The organism is Arthrobacter sp. GW822-FHT05G07 (assembly GCF_058799755.1).
This window is the reverse complement of the sequence record NZ_JBXALT010000012.1, coordinates 1-16047: the sequence shown is the minus strand read 5'-3', so window position 1 is coordinate 16047 and position 16047 is coordinate 1. Positions and strand designations below refer to the sequence as shown.

Genomic DNA, 16047 nt, shown 5'->3' with positions numbered 1-16047 from the left:
CCTGCGCTACGTCAACGCACGACGGCGGCAGGCCGCCGCGGGTTCCCTTGGAACCTGGGGTGACCTGCCGCCGTCGTTATTTGTTACTTGGCCAGGAAGCGAAGCAGGATCTCGTTGACTTCGGTGCCGTGCGTCCAGAGCATGCCGTGCGGGGCGTCTTCGATCTCGACGTATTCGGCGGAGGGGAGGCGCTTGGTGAATTCGCGGCCCGTGGAGTCGATGGGCAGGATGCGGTCGTCGGTGCCGTGGACAATCAATGACGGGACGGTGACCTTCTCGATGTCGGAGCGGAAGTCCGTGAGCCACGAGTCCACAACCGCGAAGGAGGCATACCAGGACGAGCCTGCGGCGACGTTCCACGAATTCCGCAGCGCCTCTTCGCTGAGGCGGTTGCCCAGGAAGTTATCGGTGTTGAAGAAGTCGTTGTAAAAGTTGGTGAACCAGGCGTACCGGTCTTCGATGGCGGCGTTGCGGATGCCGTCGAAGACTGACGATGGAACGCCGGTGGGGTTGTCGTCCGTCTGGAGGAGGAAGGGTTCGAGCGAAGCCAGGAAAGCGGCTTTGGCTACGCGGGCTTCTCCGTACGTGCCGATGTAGCGCCCGACTTCGCCGGTGCCCATCGAGAAGCCCACCAGTACGGCGTTCTCCAGGTCCAAGGTTTCAAGCACGGTGTTCAGGTCTGCCGCGAAGGTGTCGTAGTCATAGCCCGTGGTCGGTTTGCTGGACTTGCCAAAGCCACGGCGATCGTAGGTGATGACCCTGTATCCGGCGTTCAGGAGGGCGGCTGTCTGCTTTTCCCAAGAGCCGCCATCCAGGGGGTATCCGTGGATCAGGACCACAGGCTGACCCGTCCCGTGATCCTCGTAGTAGAGCTCAATGTCCGTGGTGTTCTCGGTGCCGACCTTGATGAAGCCCATGATTTTGTTCCCTTTTCCGAAGGTGGAGAACGGTCGTTCTCCGGTTGTGTTTTCATCGTATAGAACGATCGTTCTCATTTCAAGTAGAATGGGCACATGGATATTTCCGAGGTCCGAAACCGCATCGTCGCCACCGCCGATGAGCTCTACAACGCGAAGGGAATCCAAGCCGTTGGCATGGATGAACTCCGTTCGGCGGCCGGGGTCTCGTTGAAAAAGCTGTACGGGGAATTTCCCTCAAAGAGCAGCATCGTCATGGCTGTGCTTGAACACCGGCATCAATCCTGGACCCAAGGGCTCGACGCAACCGTCCAGCAAGCCGGGACACCCCGCGAACGCCTCCTAGCCATCTTCGACTACCTCGCTGGATGGTTCTGCCAGGATTCTTTCCGAGGGTGCGGCTTCATCAACAGCTTCGCCGAACTCGGTGCCATCAGCCCGGACGTCGCCGAATATGCGCGGAAGCACAAGGAATCGTTCCAGGAATACGTTGCCCGGTTGGCTGGCGAGGCCGGCGCGCCAAAATACCTGGCACCGCAACTCGCGATTCTCGCCGAAGGCGCCCAAACCACTGCGGCCATCGCGGGAACATCCGACGCAGCCGGACAGGCGCGTCAAGCAGCCGAAGTCCTGATCGACGCAGCGCTGACTTCCAACTAGGCTTCTGGGATGGGCCGAACGGCTCGTCAGGAAGAAGATTATTCGTGTTCGAAGCCCCCAGCATCTTGTTCCTCTCGGCAGGCTTTGCGGTGTTGGCCGCAGCAGTTCTGCCCAAATTGTTGCGCCACATGCCGCTTTCCATGCCGATGGTCTTTCTGGGCAGCGGAATTCTGGCGTTCACCCTGCTTCCCGAGCTACCGGACCCGGACCCCGTCAAGTACGGGGATTTCACGACTCACCTGACCGAAGTGTGCGTCATCATCTCGCTCATGGGCGCCGGATTGGCCCTGGACAGACCCTTCCGTTGGCGCGGATGGTCCACCACATGGCGCCTGCTCGGCATCGTCATGCCTTTGTGCATCCTGGTGATGACGCTCCTCGGTCTGTGGGTGCTGGGCTTGGGACTGGCGGGCGCCATCCTCGTCGCAGGGGCGATTGCACCCACTGACCCTGTTCTGGCATCCGAGGTCCAGGTGGGAAAACCTGCGGACGCGGAAGATGACCCGGACGAGGATGAGGTCCGCTTCGCTTTGACCTCCGAGGCAGGCTTGAATGACGGGCTCGCCTTCCCCTTTGTGTACCTGGCCATCCTGATCAGCTTGGTAGGGGCCTCCCCGGATGCATGGCTGGGGGAATGGGTCGCTCTGGATGTTCTCTGGCGCACTGTTGCGGGGGTGCTCGTCGGTTTCGGCACCGGCAAGCTCTTGAGCATGTTCTTCTTTGCGGCCAAGGGCAAGACTTTCCGCTTGTCAGAACACTCCGAGGGTTTCGTGGCGCTCGCAGCTACTTTCCTGGCCTACGGCGCTGCGGAAATGGTGGAGGGCTACGGATTCGTCGCGGTCTTCCTTTGCGCTCTGACTATCCGGTCCGCCGAGCACAACCACTCCTATCACCAAGTGCTGCATAGCTATGTAGAGCAGCTCGAACGTCTGATGACCGTGGTGATTCTGGTGCTCCTCGGCGGCGCCATAGCCCGTGGTCTCTTGGAGGGGATCGGTTGGACGGAGGTGTTGGTCGCTTTGGCGTTCCTCTTGCTGGTCCGCCCGTTGGCTGGATGGCTCGGGCTGATGGGTGGCAAGACCGGGCCACGCGAACGCCTGGCCATCTCCTATTTCGGGATTCGTGGGATCGGGTCGCTCTTCTACGTGGCATACGCGCTGACCCATGGAAATTTCGACGCCGAGGCACGCGAACTGTGGGCCCTGATCGGTTTGGTGGTGGCACTGTCCATCGTGGTGCACGGGGCCACCACCGCGCCCCTGATGAACCGCTTGGATCGACTTCGGGTCGCTGAAGCGCGAAAGCAGCATGGCGACGAAGGCCGGGCACCCACCACGGCTGTGTAGCGCCTGCCCGCCCTTGGATTGCGAGGTTTATCAAAATTCTGGAGTAAATTTTTTCCGGCTTTGACAGTTGCCACTGAGTGCAATAGTCAGCATCCTGATGGTCTGAGCAGGGACGATACATATTTGGGTCCTGGCAGAGCAAGATCTGCCCTCTGGCCACGTTCATTTTTGCCCAGCTCTTGCCCTAGGCGCGCCGTGCTTGCGGGCGTACAGTCCGCTGTATAGCTCCCTCACATCCTGTTAGGCAGTTGCTTTGGGGCGTTTGCCCCGCTGGGGGAAGGAACTGCCATGCACCATAGCTCTGCGCGAAAAGATTCACGCACACCATGGATGGGATCACGTCGGCGCCGAAGGACCGTATCGGTGGGGGCTGCCTCCGGAATTCTTCTCCTTGCCGGCGCCATCATGTTGCAGCAGTCGCCTGCATTTGCGGCCACGCCGGTGAACTTGGGTACAGCAGCGTCCTATTCCGTCCTTGCCGCCACAACGGTGACCAACACAGGACCGACCACCCTTCAGCGAGACCTTGGCCTGAGCCCGGGCACCGCAATTACAGGGTTTCCGCCCGGCATCGCCGCTGGCACTACCCACGCAGCAGACGCAGTGGCGCTGCAGGCACAGTCGGATCTGACCACCGCTTACAACAATGCCGCCGGGCAAGCGTTAACGGCCAGCGTATCCGGAGACCTGGTAGGTCGGACGCTCACGGAGGGTGTCTATAAGTCGACGTCCTCATTGGCGCTCAGCGGACAGCTCACCCTTGATGGCCAAGGCAATCCCGCCTCAGTGTTTATCTTTCAGGTCGCTTCTACGCTCATTACGGCCTCAGCCAGCAGCATCGTGTTCACTAACGGCGCCCAGGCGTGCAACGTGTTCTGGCAGGTTGGCAGCTCGGCAACGCTGGGCACTGCTTCGAGTTTCAAGGGGTCCATCCTCGCGCTGACATCGATAACAGCTCAAACCAACGCAGTTGTGGAGGGGCGGCTGCTTGCCCGTAACGGACAGGTCTCCCTCGACACCAACGTGGTGACCACCCCCGCCTGCGTCACCACGCCCACAACATCGGCGCCCCCGGGCACCGCAACCGCGACGCCGACGGTAACGGTCACTCCAACAGAGACGACGACGGCGACGGCCACCCCCACGGTGACTGCAACTGAGACGGCGACGGCGACGGCCACCCCCACGGTGACTGCAACTGAGACGGCGACGGCGACGGCCACCCCCACGGTGACTGCAACTGGAGACGGCGACGGCGACGGCCACTTCGACAGCCACTGCCACTGCAACAGCCTCTGCTACTCAGACGGCGCCCGCCACAAGAACTACTGCAACAGCTTCTGCTACGAATCAGGCAGTTCCCTTGGCCGGCACAGGGAGGAACCAAGGCGCCAATGTGGATACCGCCGTCGCTTTGTCCCGTGCCGGCACCACCCAGCAAACAACGATCATCGGAACACTCTTGGTGGGCCTTGGCGGCGTGGGCGTCGTCTTCCTGGCAAGCCGGCTGCTGATGAGCGGGCGCAGGGGAAGCCACAAGGAGTAGTAGCTTGCGGAGACACCGCGCCGAACGACGCAGGGGAGCGTCGTTCTCCGCCCTCGCCGCTGTCGGGCTGACTCTGCTGCTTCTTGGGTGGTGGTGGTCAGCACAGGCAGGGGTACACCATGCCCCATCCACGGCCACTGCAACGGAATCCGTGCCCGCTACCAGCGGGCCGGGTTCCGTACCCGTGGTCAGTGCACAGACAACAGCGCCCATCTTCACTCCGCAGGCCGCAAGGCCGGGCAGTGCTGTTGAACCGGGGCAAGGGAACCCGCCCCTGCACATCACATACGCGGCTGTGGGGATGGATCAAGCCGTGGTGTCGCTGGCTCCGACGGAGCAGGAACTTGAGCTGAATTCGATCGTTCCGCCCCACACCCCGGACGCCTACTGGCTTAGTCCGTACGGAATGCCCGGTGAGGGTTCGATGAACACTACCTACGTTGTGGGGCACAGCTGGGAAGGCGGCGCCTCACCATTCAACAACATCAGCACACTCGCGAAAGCGGGTGATCTGCTGACCGTCACCACTGCTGAGGGGCAACTGGACTTCAAGGTGGACGATGTCACCACTGAGTACAAAGAAACTTTGAGGGACAGCAAAATCTGGGACATAGTGCCAGGTCGGCTCATTCTGATCACCTGCTACGCGGCTGATCTTTGGGGAAAGAACATCATCGTTCAGGCCAGTCCGTTGCCCGCACCATAACCGTTTCAGGGCCGGGTGTCCTGGACACCGCAGAGTTCTTTCGGACACACTGCGTTCGGGAGCCGAGCCATGGAAGACTGGACGCATGTCTCCCCGTCCCATGAAGCCGCGCCCCCAGTCCGACGCCGTTGACAATGAAGGCCCCACGCCGCTGAGTAAAGGACGCCGTCACCTCGCTATGAGGCTCGACGACGCGTGGCTTGGTTTTCAGACTCGTCTCGCGATCCGGCGTGGCCGGGTGGAGACCGTCATCCCTTACACCGGATACGGCAGCACTTCCTGGGTTCGGGTCCTCGCGCGTATCGTCCGTAGCGACCCTCGGGACGCAGCGGGCCACACAAATCCGTTGCAGGAAAGCATGCGCGGCTGGCGCAACTTCACCAGTGCGCCGGTGGCCCACGCATCGGTGCAGGTCACCATTGATGGCACCGTCCACGACGTCGTCGCTGACCGCGGAGGGGTAGTCGACGCGCGTATTCCGGTGGCCCTCGATGCCGGTTGGCATACCATCACCCTCCGGTCCGGGGAGTCGGAAACCGTGGAGGCTCCCGTGGAGATCGTCGCGGACGACGCCGTGTTCGGCGTCGTGTCCGACATTGACGACACCGTGATGGTGACCGCGCTGCCCCGTCCGTTCCTGGCAGCATGGAACACCTTTGTCCTTAATGAGCACGCGAGGACCCCCACACCGGGTATGGCTGTGCTGTATGAGCGGATCGCCAGGACCGCGCCGTCCGCTCCGGTGCTGTATCTGTCCACCGGGGCATGGAATGTGGCACCAACCCTGTCCCGGTTCCTGTCCCGCAACTTGTACCCCGCCGGTCCCAAGCTCTTGACGGATTGGGGCCCCACTCCGGATCGCTGGTTCCGCAGCGGCCAGGAGCATAAGAGGACCTCTTTGGAACGCCTCGCCGAGGAGTTCCCCAACATCAAGTGGCTGCTGGTGGGCGACGACGGACAACACGATGAGGCCATCTACTCCGAGTTCGCCCAACGCCATCCCGCCAGCGTCCGGGCCATCGCGATCCGACAGCTCTCCGCGGGTGAAGCGGTGCTCGCAGGTGGTCGGTCGAAGTCCGGCGGCCAGCCCACGCCGGGAGTCCCGTGGATCTATGCCCCGGACGGTGCGGGAATGTCGGCCCAGCTCGAAGAACTGGGCATCATCCGGAATGAGGTGCGTTCCGCGGACGATCCCGAGGAAGGCGAAGTCACTACAGGTTCCGACTAACGAATGCGTGGCTCAGGCGAGTTGACCGTGGTGTAGTGGGTCAGTGCGCAAAGCCACCTGCCCCCGCGTCTGACGAAGATATCTGTCGTCCATTCGTCTGCATCTCACTGTAAGCCCCGGTAATGCGCGGTGCCGCGAGCATCCATCATCCTGTGTTCGGGACGCTGCGGGGCCGACCCGGGGCATCCGGGCGCGGCTTGCGGTTGGTGAGTGACTCGGTGCCGTACTTTTTCAGCAGCCAAGCGGCGAGGACCCAAGGAAGGACCCCGTACACCACCTGGGCAGTGAAGTTTCCGGAAGACAGGACCACGTAAGACTGCCATGCATTGGCGTAGCCGTGGAGGACAACAATCCAGAGGAGACTGCCGGTGTTGTTGTAAAGCCAAGTCAGGACAATGGTGTATCCCACCACACCGATGGTTAGGCCCACCACAGAGAACGCGGCCTGGAAGATGTTCGCGGCGCCGGTCATCAAGGGCAGCAGTACCACCGACGGCACATGCCATAAACCCCACGCCAGTCCCAGGATCCAACTGGCCCTCTCCGCCGTCCGCGTACGTTGCAAGTGAGGCAGTGCAAAGCCCCGCCAGCCCAGTTCTTCGGCCAAGCCCGTGCAAACTATCAGGAACAGCAGGAACGGCACGGCTAACGCCAGGGGCACCAGAAATCTGTAATTGATAGCGGGCATTCCTCCGAGCACCCAGCCCAAGGACACCGCAGTCACGCTGAGGGCAGCGGGAAACACTACGACGAAGGCAATCCATTTCCCGGGGATTCGCGCCTTAGCCAGCCGGGAGAACAGCTCCCGGAGCCCAGGCCTTCCGCGTGCCAGTGCGATGACAATGATGCCTGCTATCGATGGCCCGAAAGAAAAGCACAGCAGCAGGACTGCTACTGCGGCGCCAGCGTCCACTCCGCCGCCACCCAGCTGCCCCAGCATGAGGAAATTCGACTCATTGGTAGGAACGACGTTGCGCGGGACCAAGTAGAGGTATGCAGGAATTTGCACCGCCCAGGTAATTCCATAGGCGAGGACGAGGAAGAGCGGCCAGGCCCAGCGGCCGCCGTCGGCAACCTTCATGACCCCATTGTCCTCTCACCGGGGCCTGCGAAGAAGACCAACGACGGCGGCAGCAGCTACGCGACGTCGATGAACACCGGGTTGGCGTAGAACCAAGTATCGGTCCACGGGTCAGCGTCCCCGAGGTTGTCTCCGTGGCGGATTGGCCCTGCGGGGTCCACGGATGCGCCGTAATAGCCTGCGCCGTGGCGGTTGCCGTCGCTGCCGCGGAGGCGGAAGTAGCAAGATGCCTGCACGTCCTTGATGACGTGCTTGATGGTGAACGTTCCGGTGCGGCCCGACACATCGATCTGTTTCCACACCGTGGTTCCCGGAGCCTTCAAGGTGTCGCGATCGGCAGCTGCACCCGTAACTGCACCGCCGATGACGTCCACGTGGGCGAGATTCGGGAGGATCCCCGCGAAGTTGCGGTAGTCCGTCGTCGTAATGGTGATGGAAATTTCGACGTCGGCACCTCGCTTTACCTGGAGTCGGGAACCGAGGGTGACGCCGTTGCGTCCGTTACCGTTACCGCCGTTGCCGCGTACCTCGCGGACCCGGACGGCGAGTCCTTGAAGGAGGTGTCCGTGGTCCACCCACATGCGGCCATTGCGCATTGCGTCCAGGACGCCGGTGTAGGAGTGCTTGGTGACGCCGGTGTGGAGGCGGCTGAACTGACCCGGCCAGTAGTCGCTGCCGCCCTGCTTTTCGCCGGTATCAAAAGGATCGGGACGCTTGCCGGTGACAGACCAGCGATCGAATTCGTTGGGCAGGCTGAGATAGGGCTCCTCGGCCGGGTAGGGGCCGGTTTTCCAGGTGTCCTTGACCGTGAGGTGGTTGTCTGAGTTGGACGTGATCCAGAACGGCAGGCCTTCGGCGAGCATGGAATCCCATACGCCGCCCACGGTTGCGGTGGCCCAGTCGAAACCGCCGTAGGGCCTGAAGGCGTCCGCCGGGTAGCCGGGGAAGCTGTACTGGGTGGGGTTGTTGGTGTATTCGCCGCGCTGGTCGCCTGCCCTGGAGAACTGGCTGACGCCTGAGCCTTGCGCGCCGGGCGCACCTTCCATGCCGATCATCACCTCACGGGCGGCGTCACGCCATGCCCGGAGTTCGTGCGGGGAATCGATGCCCAGACGCATGGGGTGGTTTGCCAGCGCCACGACGTCGTCGATGTAACCGGAGCGACGCTGGTTGGCCAACCATGCGATGGCTTCAACTGCTTTTCGCTCGAAAGTCTCCACTTGGGCCGTTCCAGGGGCTGGCTTCTCCCATTGGTTCAGCTTTCCGTCCCACACCAGTTCGAAGGTCCGCAGAAGGTTCACTTCGTTGGGACCGGGGGCGACGAGTACCGACGCGTGCTCAGCTCCCGGGATGTACCACTCGAGTCCCTGGAAGATCAGCAGCTCAGGGCGTGCGGAACGCTGCGCCTGGATTTCCTTGTTGGCATTGACCGCCCCGCCGTTGTTGGCGTGACCAAAGTTGCTGTGCTCGGTCAGTGCCAGCCAGTCCACGCCGTAGGACTGTGCGGCGTCGAGCTGCTGCTTGATCAAGTACTTTGCGTCGTGGCTGTACTGGGTGTGAACGTGATGGTCTCCCACAAGCCACTTCAGCTGGGGGTCGTTCCCGCCCGGGTTCGCCATCGCAGGCCGGGCCATCGCTGCCGAGGCGGCTGTGCCGGCGGCCAGGATGCCGGCCGACTGAAGAATGCGCCGGCGGCTCAGCCCCATCGTCTTCAGCTCAGCGTCGGCCAGCTCCACGCTTCGGCTGTGGGTGGTGGTGTTTTCTTCTGCGGTACACATGGCGCTTTCCCTCTATTGATTCCGATCCCCCAAGCGGGATCACAGTAGGGAAGCGGGATGGCGCGGAGGTTAACCGGGCGGGAACGGTTTGGGGGAGCGCCCAGAGGGTGTGCACCCCTAGCGAGTTCGCGGGAAAACGTCGAGACCACCCGGAAGCTACCAGCGATCCGGCAGGATTCCGGCGATCTCGGCGCCGATAGCGGGGGCCCCGACGGACCCCCGCTGGATCAATGTCGCCGCCAACTCCGGGCCGGGTCCAGCCGCCTTCCTGCCCTCGATCTGCCTGATTAGCGCAGAGGCCGCGGCAATTCCCATGTCGTACACGGGCTGTGCGATGACGGTGAGCGGGGGAGTTGTGAGGCGGGTCCAAGCGAAATCGTCGTACATGAGGAACGAGACGTCGCCGGGGATTGAGAGCCCGGCTTCCTGGATGGCTTCCACCACGCTCAGGGCGATCAAGCCGTCGGAGGCGATGATGGCCGTGGCGGCGTCCGGTCCGCTCAGCAGGTCCCGCGTGATCCGAATGATGGAATCGGCGTCGCCTGCATTGAGTCGGATGAGATCCGCGGGATGCGGAAGGCCCGCCTCGTCGAAGGCCCGGCGGATTCCGTCCAAGCGGTCTGAGATCTGCGAAGAGTCCAAGGTCATCCCGGGAACATAGGGAGCGTCGGTGCGAACTGTGGAAACAAAGGCGATCCGCCGGTGCCCGGCTTGGATCAAGTGCTGGGTGGACTCGTAGGAAATGCTTCCCATGTCCACGGCAAAGGTCTCAACGTCAACTCCTGCGGCAGCGCGATCCAGCAGGACCAAGGGCCGCCCGGACTCGCAGACCTGCTGCAGGTGCGAGGTTTCCACGGACGATGCAGGAGCCACGATGAGCCCGTCCACGCGCTTGTCCAGCAGCACGCGGACGGCATCCACTTCGGCTGCCCGTTCCTCGTCCGTGTTGATGAGGATGACGTTGTAGCCGCTTTTCTTGGCGGTGTCCGTGATGCCCCTCATGGCAAGGCCGAAGTGGGGGTTCTCAATATCGCCCACCACCACGCCAATGGTGTTTGATTTGCCGGTGTTCATGCTGCGCGCGAGTTCGTTGGGCCGGTACTCAAGCTCCTCGGCTGCGGCGAGAACGCGCTCACGGACGTCATCGCTCACGGCCCCGTAGTTACCCAATGCCCGCGCCGCCTGCGCTTTGGATACTTTCGCGGCTTTGGCGACGTCTGCAACCGTTACGTCCCGCCGTCGGGATCCTTCAGTGCTCATGTTCACCTTTCAGAAGGGGTGTTGACGCGGCTTTGTGAGTTCCGCTACATTTCTATCAATCGATGTGAGTCCGGTCTCAATCCTAGGGGCTGAGACCGGACTCAACAAGACCCGGCATCGAGTAATACCTTTCAGCGGCTCCTAACAGCACCGCTTTCCCTCCCACGATTGGACAACGCTGTGATCAAACTGAACTTCCGCCCGGCAGCGCTCGCAGCAGCAGCCCTGGCGGCCATCCTCGCCCTCTCGGGTTGCGGCGGATCTACCGCCAGCTCCTCGCCATCCGCCGAAAACCCTTACGGCCTGATCGAGCCCGGCACCATCCGCGTCGCAAGCCTTGGCGACTCCAAGCCCTACACCTTCACGGACAGCTCAGGTAACTTCACCGGCTTTGACGTGGAACTGTTCAAGGACGTGGCCCACCGCGCGGGCGTAGACAATGTTGTCTTCACCGGACAGGACTTCTCCGGGCTCCTGGCAGCCGTGGCCAATGGTCAATTCGACGTCGGCGTTGCAGCCATCGGCATCACGGACAAGCGCAAGGAAACCGTGGACTTCTCCGACGGCTATCTCGCCGGATACCTGACAGTTATCACCACCAAGACCTCAGGCATCAACGACGCCGATGGCCTCAACGGCAAGCGCCTGGGCGTGGTCCAAGGCACCTTGCAGGAAGCCTACGCAGTCAAGAACTTCACGTCAGCGCAGCTGGTCCGCTTCCCGGACAACAACACCGCCATCTCTGCAGTCAACAGCGGTTCCGTGGACGCCCACTTCCTGGACTACGAGGCAGCCAAGGAATACCAGGAGCAGTTCGGACTGGTCAGCGCCGCGGACATCCCGTCCTTCGACGCACCGGCGGGCTTCGCAATAGCCAAGGACAAGCCCGCTTTCAAGGAAGCCCTGAACAAGGGCCTGGCCGAAGCAATGGAAGACGGCACGTGGAAGAAACTCTACGAAAAGTGGTTCCCGGGTTCGCCGATGCCGGAGCAGTACCTCCCCAAGGCCGAGCAGACCTCCAGCCCTTCCCCGACAGCCAGCAAGTAAGCCACCCGAACACCTAACGTCTGAGAGCATTCAATGGATTGGCTCAATACCATCAGCCGCACGTTCTTCGACTTTGACGCCATGGTCGAAGTACTGCCCCAGCTCCTCGGAGTTGGCCTCCTCAACACCCTGATCATCTCCATCGCAGCAACCATCCTCGGCGTAGTGATGGGCATGGTGGTGGCGGTCATGGGGATCTCGCGGTCCAAGTGGCTGCGCATCCCGGCAAGGATCTACACGGACCTCTTCCGTGGCCTGCCCGCTATCCTCACCATCTTGCTGATCGGCCAGGGTTTTGCGCGGTTGAGCCAGTCGGTCTTCGGCCCCTCGCCTTACCCGCTGGGAATCATAGCCCTGAGCCTCATCGCCAGCGCTTACATCGGAGAGATCTTCCGGGCCGGCATCCAGAGCGTGGACAAGGGGCAGGGGGAGGCCTGCCGCGCTTTGGGAATGAGCTACTCCAAGTCCATGGCCCTGGTGGTGGTGCCGCAAGGTATTCGCAGGGTTCTGCCCGCCTTGGTAAATCAGTTCATTGCAATCGTCAAAGACTCATCGCTGGTCTACTTCCTTGGACTCCTGGTCAGCGAGCGTGAACTGTTCCGGGTGGGCCAGGACGCCGCAGTACTGTCCGGCAACCTCTCACCGCTGGTCATGGCTGGCATCTTCTACCTGATCATCACGGTGCCCCTGACCCACCTGGTCAACTACTTCGACAACAAGTTCCGCACCGGACGCCGCCGTCCCACGGCACCCACCAGTGGGTTGAAGGAAGTCAAGGAACTCGATGCGGCTTCGCCGCTCATCACCGGGAGCAACACGTGAACCTCACAAGCAGCAGCAGCGCTACCAGCACCAACCAGCCAAGCAGTGACATTGAAAAGTTCCACGGCTCCAGCTTGGAACTGCAGAACCTGACCATGGCCTACGGGGACGTTGAAGTGCTCCGCAACGTCAGCCTCAATGTGGCCCCGGGGACCACCACCTGCATCATCGGCCCCTCCGGCTCAGGCAAGTCCACGCTGCTGCGCGGCGTCAACCGCCTGCACGAACCCAAGAGCGGCGACGTGCTGCTGGCCGGTGAAAGTGCCCTCAAGGTCAAGCCGGACATCCTCCGGGCACGAATCGGCATGGTGTTCCAGCACTTCAACCTCTTCCCGGACCACACCGCCCTGGAAAACGTGGCACTTGCCCTGTGGAGCGTTAAAGGGATGTCCAAGTCCGAGGCCCGGGAACGCGCCCAGCGCCGCCTGGCCGAAGTCGGCCTGGCCGAACGCGCCGACCACCGTCCCCGAGACCTCTCCGGCGGACAGCAGCAACGCGTCGCCATCGCCCGGGCACTCGCCATGGAGCCCGAGGTCATGCTCTTCGACGAAGCCACCAGCGCCCTGGACCCCGAGCTCGTCAAGGGTGTCCTCAACCTCATGGCCGGCCTCGGTCGCCGCGGCATGACCATGCTGGTTGTCACCCATGAGATGGGCTTTGCCCGCAAGGTGGCGGACCAAGTGGTCTTCATGGATGAGGGCGAAGTAGTGGAAATCGGAACTCCCACTGAGCTCTTCGACAACCCACGCAGCGAACGCCTGCAGCGCTTTCTTTCGGAAGTGCTGTGATGGGCGGGACCCCTCTGCCGGGCATGGCAACAGCGGCACCCATCCGGACCGCCGTCGTCGGGTTTGGCGTCTCGGGCAAGGTGTTCCATGCGCCGTTGATCGAAGCGGACCCGGACTATTCCTTGGACGTCATCGTGACCGCAGATCCGCATCGCATGGCCGAAGCCGGGCGGCTCTACCCACAGGCAAGGATTGTCCCCACTCCGGAGGACATGTTCGCCCTGGCCGACAACTTGGACCTCGTGGTGCTTGGGACACCGCCGCTCACGCACCTTGAGCTCGGTGCCACGGCGATCGCCCACGGACTCAACGTTGTGGTGGACAAGCCTTTCGTCACTACGGTCGCCCACGGTGAGGAACTGGTCGGGCGGGCGTCCGACGCCGGTGTGCAGCTCACGGTCTTCCAAAACCGCCGGTGGGACGCCGACTTCCTGACGCTGCGCAAACTGCTGCAGGACGGCACCTTGGGCGAGGTGCGGACGTTCGAGTCCCGCTTTGAATGGTGGCGGCCGGAAGGCTTCGGCAACTGGCGCGATTCGGCCACGTTGGCCCAGGGTGGCGGCATCCTCCATGATCTCGGCGCCCACCTGATCGACCAAGCCATCCAGCTGTTCGGCCCTGTGGAGGAGAGCTACGGCGAGACCGCCAACCACGGCCCGCACACGGAGGCTGCCGACACCGAAGCTTTCGTGTCGCTGCGTCATGAGTCAGGTGTCCGGACACGGCTGTGGATGAACGGAATGGCCGCCCAAGTGGGCCCGCGCTTCCACGTCCTCGGCTCCAAAACCGGCTACACCAAGTGGGGACTCGACGGCCAGGAACCGGCCCTCGCAGCCGGCATTACGCCGTCGGACGCCACATATGGCACAGAACCCCAGGAGTCTTGGGGGCTTCTGGGAGTGGACGGATCAGCCACGCCGGTCCCGGCGGAAAAGGGCGACTATCCACAGTTCTACAGAGAGCTCGCAGCCTCGCTCCGTGGGCGCGGCCCGCTTCCCGTGCAGCCGGCGGAGGCGCTGGAAACCCTCAGGATCATCGAAAACATTCACGCGTTCGCCTAAGCACTTATCAGCATTCAGAACACAGACGCGTTTCAGCATTCAGAACCCGAAAGAGAGATCACGCATGTCCTCCACCAAGCACGTTGCCGTCATCGGAGGCGGCATCCTGGGCGTATCCACCGCCGTCCACCTTCTCCGCCAAGGCGCCTCGGTAACCCTGCTGACCGAGCAGGGCCTGGCCAGCGAAGCCACCGGCCGCTCGCTGTCCTGGCTCAACTCGGCGGGCGAACGCTCCACGCCGTATCACCAGCTGCGGGTGGCAGGCGTTGACCGGTACCGGACGCTCTTCGCCGCTGACCCCAGCCGTGAATGGCTGCAGTTCGGGGGTGGCCTCATGTGGAACGCCGCCGGGCAGAGCGAGGTCACAGAAGCCCGGCACGCCTACGAGAAGTCCATTGGCTACGACTCCAAGCTGCTGGCCCCTGAAGAGATCGCCTCGGTGACGCCCGGTATAGACGCCGGCGCGGTCCCCGAAAAGGCCATCTTCAACCCCGGCGAAGGCTGGGTCAGCCTGCCGGACTTGGTGAACTTCCTGATGGAGGAATTCCACGCCTTGGGTGGACAGCTGGTCCTTAACGCCGGCAAGGCCTCCGTGATGGTCGACGGCGGCCGGGCCACCGGCGTCGAAACTACCGGCGGTGAAACGTACCCCGCTGATGCCGTGCTTGTTGCCTGCGGTGCCGCCACACCCGCCGTCGTGAAGCCTTTGGGCGTGGAAATCCCCAACGGTTCTCCGGTTTCCATGCTGGTGGTCACCAAGCCGGTTGAGCACCAGGTCACCGCCGTGATGAACACGCCCCGGGCTGCTGTTCGCCCGAACCCCGGCAACACTTTCGCCCTGGATCACGACTGGTACGAGGAACACATTACGGAGCACGCCGACGGTTCCTTCACCATCCCGGATGACGTCGTCCAGCAGCTGGCTGACGAGTCCTCCAAACTTATCGCGGGCAATCCCGAGCTCAAGCCGGCGTCCTGGAAGATCGGTTACAAGCCCATCCCCGGCGACGGCGAACCGGTCTTCGGTGAACTCGGTCAAGTGCCGGGTTGCTTCGTGGCCTTCACGCACTCGGGCGCCACGCTGGGCCTCATCGCGGGGGAGTTGCTGTCCGGTGAAATCCTGAGCGGCGAAGAGCACCCCATGCTGGCCACGTTCCGCCCGGGGCGCTTCTCCTAAGCCCTCTTAAACAGGCCAATGGCCCCGATACGCCATCTGCTCAAGCGTGTCGGGGCCATTGGAGTTTGAGGTGACCCGTTCAGCAGGTCATGGTGCCCTTGAGGGGCTTCCCTGTCCAGAAGTTAGTGGAGCCCGGAACCTTGTAGTAACCACGGACTTCGTAGCTCCACGTGCCAATGATCTCGATGCCCGAGCTATACGTTCTACCTGCCGCTTGGCTGAGGTCGCCGGTGAACTCGAGGTTGCCGAGGCGGTCGAAGATCTTAACCTCGTAGTAGTTGGCGTTCGCCACTGGTCCATAGGAATTCACCGTCACCACAGTGTGGAGTCCAAGGGTGCACTTCATGGTCACGCTGGCGGTGGCCGGGGCCGGGATACTTGCGGCTGAGAACTGCGGAGTGGCTTGTTCGATGTCCGTGAAGGCGGCCACCGCGGCTGTTGGTGCGACGATCAGGCCGAAGACGACGACGGCGACGATCACCAAGGCGCGCAGGAAACTGTTCCGCGGTGTCATGGTGATTGTTCTCCTTCTTGGCCGTTGGTGGTTTTCTCGCCGGCGGGGCTGTTGTTGTTTCTAGGGCAGTGCTTACTTGGTGGTTTCGGTGCGTTGGGTGCCGGTGAAGGCGAAGG

At 62.6% G+C, this 16047-nt stretch carries 15 protein-coding genes; 10 read left to right on the top strand and 5 right to left on the bottom strand.

All coding sequences use genetic code 11. The features are described from left to right. Positions 1 to 83: 83 nt before the first annotated feature. Complete coding sequence (locus tag AC1RJY_RS19245; RefSeq protein ID WP_011773338.1) at positions 84 to 917, bottom strand: alpha/beta fold hydrolase; 834 nt, start codon at positions 915 to 917, stop codon at positions 84 to 86. Positions 918 to 1013: 96 nt separating this feature from the next. Here AC1RJY_RS19245 and AC1RJY_RS19240 point away from each other — a divergent pair, with 96 nt between their 5' ends. The 5 genes from AC1RJY_RS19240 (at position 1014) to AC1RJY_RS19220 (ending at position 6403) form a co-directional block, all read left to right on the top strand. Then, positions 1014 to 1577: a TetR/AcrR family transcriptional regulator gene (locus AC1RJY_RS19240; RefSeq protein ID WP_011773339.1), complete on the top strand. Its 564-nt coding sequence runs from the start codon at positions 1014 to 1016 to the stop codon at positions 1575 to 1577. Positions 1578 to 1621: 44 nt separating this feature from the next. Beyond that, positions 1622 to 2923 (top strand): cation:proton antiporter, encoded by a 1302-nt coding sequence (locus tag AC1RJY_RS19235; RefSeq protein ID WP_014920657.1) that lies wholly within the window; start codon positions 1622 to 1624, stop codon positions 2921 to 2923. A 363-nt stretch (positions 2924 to 3286) separates the two neighbouring features. Next, positions 3287 to 4540: an ice-binding family protein gene (locus AC1RJY_RS19230; protein WP_498603025.1), complete on the top strand. Its 1254-nt coding sequence runs from the start codon at positions 3287 to 3289 to the stop codon at positions 4538 to 4540. After that, positions 4474 to 5175 carry a class F sortase gene (locus AC1RJY_RS19225; protein ID WP_498603024.1) on the top strand — a complete coding sequence of 234 codons (702 nt, stop codon included), beginning with the start codon at positions 4474 to 4476 and terminating at the stop codon, positions 5173 to 5175. The genes AC1RJY_RS19230 and AC1RJY_RS19225 overlap by 67 nt, the downstream gene beginning before the upstream one ends. 85 nt (positions 5176 to 5260) lie before the next feature. Continuing rightward, positions 5261 to 6403, top strand: coding sequence for an App1 family protein phosphatidate phosphatase (locus AC1RJY_RS19220; protein WP_014920660.1), 1143 nt, complete (start codon positions 5261 to 5263; stop codon positions 6401 to 6403). A 145-nt stretch (positions 6404 to 6548) separates the two neighbouring features. On the opposite strand, the gene AC1RJY_RS19215 is transcribed toward AC1RJY_RS19220, so the two are convergent. The 3 genes from AC1RJY_RS19215 to AC1RJY_RS19205 all read right to left on the bottom strand — a co-directional run bounded on the left by AC1RJY_RS19215 (position 6549) and on the right by AC1RJY_RS19205 (position 10522). Then, positions 6549 to 7484, bottom strand: a complete 936-nt coding sequence (locus AC1RJY_RS19215) for a CPBP family intramembrane glutamic endopeptidase (RefSeq protein WP_011773344.1) — start codon at positions 7482 to 7484, stop codon at positions 6549 to 6551. A gap of 56 nt (positions 7485 to 7540) precedes the next feature. Further along, the gene (locus AC1RJY_RS19210) at positions 7541 to 9262 is read right to left on the bottom strand and encodes a PHP domain-containing protein (protein ID WP_498603023.1); all 1722 of its coding nucleotides are present in this window, start codon (positions 9260 to 9262) and stop codon (positions 7541 to 7543) included. A gap of 156 nt (positions 9263 to 9418) precedes the next feature. Next, positions 9419 to 10522 (bottom strand): LacI family DNA-binding transcriptional regulator, encoded by a 1104-nt coding sequence (locus tag AC1RJY_RS19205; protein ID WP_498603022.1) that lies wholly within the window; start codon positions 10520 to 10522, stop codon positions 9419 to 9421. Between the two features lie 180 nt (positions 10523 to 10702). On the opposite strand from AC1RJY_RS19205, the gene AC1RJY_RS19200 reads away from it, so the two are divergent. From AC1RJY_RS19200 to AC1RJY_RS19180, 5 genes are all read left to right on the top strand, one after another. Continuing rightward, positions 10703 to 11569: an ABC transporter substrate-binding protein gene (locus tag AC1RJY_RS19200; RefSeq protein ID WP_043805760.1), complete on the top strand. Its 867-nt coding sequence runs from the start codon at positions 10703 to 10705 to the stop codon at positions 11567 to 11569. A gap of 33 nt (positions 11570 to 11602) precedes the next feature. Then, the gene (locus AC1RJY_RS19195; protein ID WP_011773348.1) at positions 11603 to 12391 is read left to right on the top strand and encodes an amino acid ABC transporter permease; all 789 of its coding nucleotides are present in this window, start codon (positions 11603 to 11605) and stop codon (positions 12389 to 12391) included. Then, a complete protein-coding gene (locus AC1RJY_RS19190; RefSeq protein ID WP_011773349.1) occupies positions 12388 to 13179 on the top strand; it encodes an amino acid ABC transporter ATP-binding protein in 792 nt (263 codons plus the stop codon). Before AC1RJY_RS19195 ends, AC1RJY_RS19190 begins: the two co-directional genes overlap by 4 nt. Continuing rightward, positions 13179 to 14240, top strand: coding sequence for a Gfo/Idh/MocA family protein (locus AC1RJY_RS19185; RefSeq protein WP_498603021.1), 1062 nt, complete (start codon positions 13179 to 13181; stop codon positions 14238 to 14240). The genes AC1RJY_RS19190 and AC1RJY_RS19185 overlap by 1 nt, the downstream gene beginning before the upstream one ends. A gap of 64 nt (positions 14241 to 14304) precedes the next feature. Beyond that, positions 14305 to 15417 carry an NAD(P)/FAD-dependent oxidoreductase gene (locus AC1RJY_RS19180; protein WP_011773351.1) on the top strand — a complete coding sequence of 371 codons (1113 nt, stop codon included), beginning with the start codon at positions 14305 to 14307 and terminating at the stop codon, positions 15415 to 15417. A 79-nt stretch (positions 15418 to 15496) separates the two neighbouring features. Here AC1RJY_RS19180 and AC1RJY_RS19175 read toward each other — a convergent pair whose 3' ends face one another. Next, on the bottom strand, positions 15497 to 15931 hold the full coding sequence (locus AC1RJY_RS19175) for a SipW-dependent-type signal peptide-containing protein (protein ID WP_011773352.1): 435 nt from the start codon (positions 15929 to 15931) through the stop codon (positions 15497 to 15499). Positions 15932 to 16047 lie beyond the last annotated feature (116 nt).

What these genes read in the sequence shown, in the direction of transcription:
- AC1RJY_RS19195 (WP_011773348.1), top strand. Translation starts at nt 11,603, where the DNA reads ATGGATTGGCTCAATACCATCAGCCGCACGTTCTTCGACTTTGACGCC.
- AC1RJY_RS19245 (WP_011773338.1), bottom strand. Translation starts at nt 917, where the DNA reads ATGGGCTTCATCAAGGTCGGCACCGAGAACACCACGGACATTGAGCTC.
- AC1RJY_RS19180 (WP_011773351.1), top strand. Translation starts at nt 14,305, where the DNA reads ATGTCCTCCACCAAGCACGTTGCCGTCATCGGAGGCGGCATCCTGGGC.
- AC1RJY_RS19240 (WP_011773339.1), top strand. Translation starts at nt 1,014, where the DNA reads ATGGATATTTCCGAGGTCCGAAACCGCATCGTCGCCACCGCCGATGAG.
- AC1RJY_RS19185 (WP_498603021.1), top strand. Translation starts at nt 13,179, where the DNA reads ATGGGCGGGACCCCTCTGCCGGGCATGGCAACAGCGGCACCCATCCGG.
- AC1RJY_RS19175 (WP_011773352.1), bottom strand. Translation starts at nt 15,931, where the DNA reads ATGACACCGCGGAACAGTTTCCTGCGCGCCTTGGTGATCGTCGCCGTC.
- AC1RJY_RS19210 (WP_498603023.1), bottom strand. Translation starts at nt 9,262, where the DNA reads ATGTGTACCGCAGAAGAAAACACCACCACCCACAGCCGAAGCGTGGAG.
- AC1RJY_RS19205 (WP_498603022.1), bottom strand. Translation starts at nt 10,522, where the DNA reads ATGAGCACTGAAGGATCCCGACGGCGGGACGTAACGGTTGCAGACGTC.
- AC1RJY_RS19220 (WP_014920660.1), top strand. Translation starts at nt 5,261, where the DNA reads ATGTCTCCCCGTCCCATGAAGCCGCGCCCCCAGTCCGACGCCGTTGAC.
- AC1RJY_RS19215 (WP_011773344.1), bottom strand. Translation starts at nt 7,484, where the DNA reads ATGAAGGTTGCCGACGGCGGCCGCTGGGCCTGGCCGCTCTTCCTCGTC.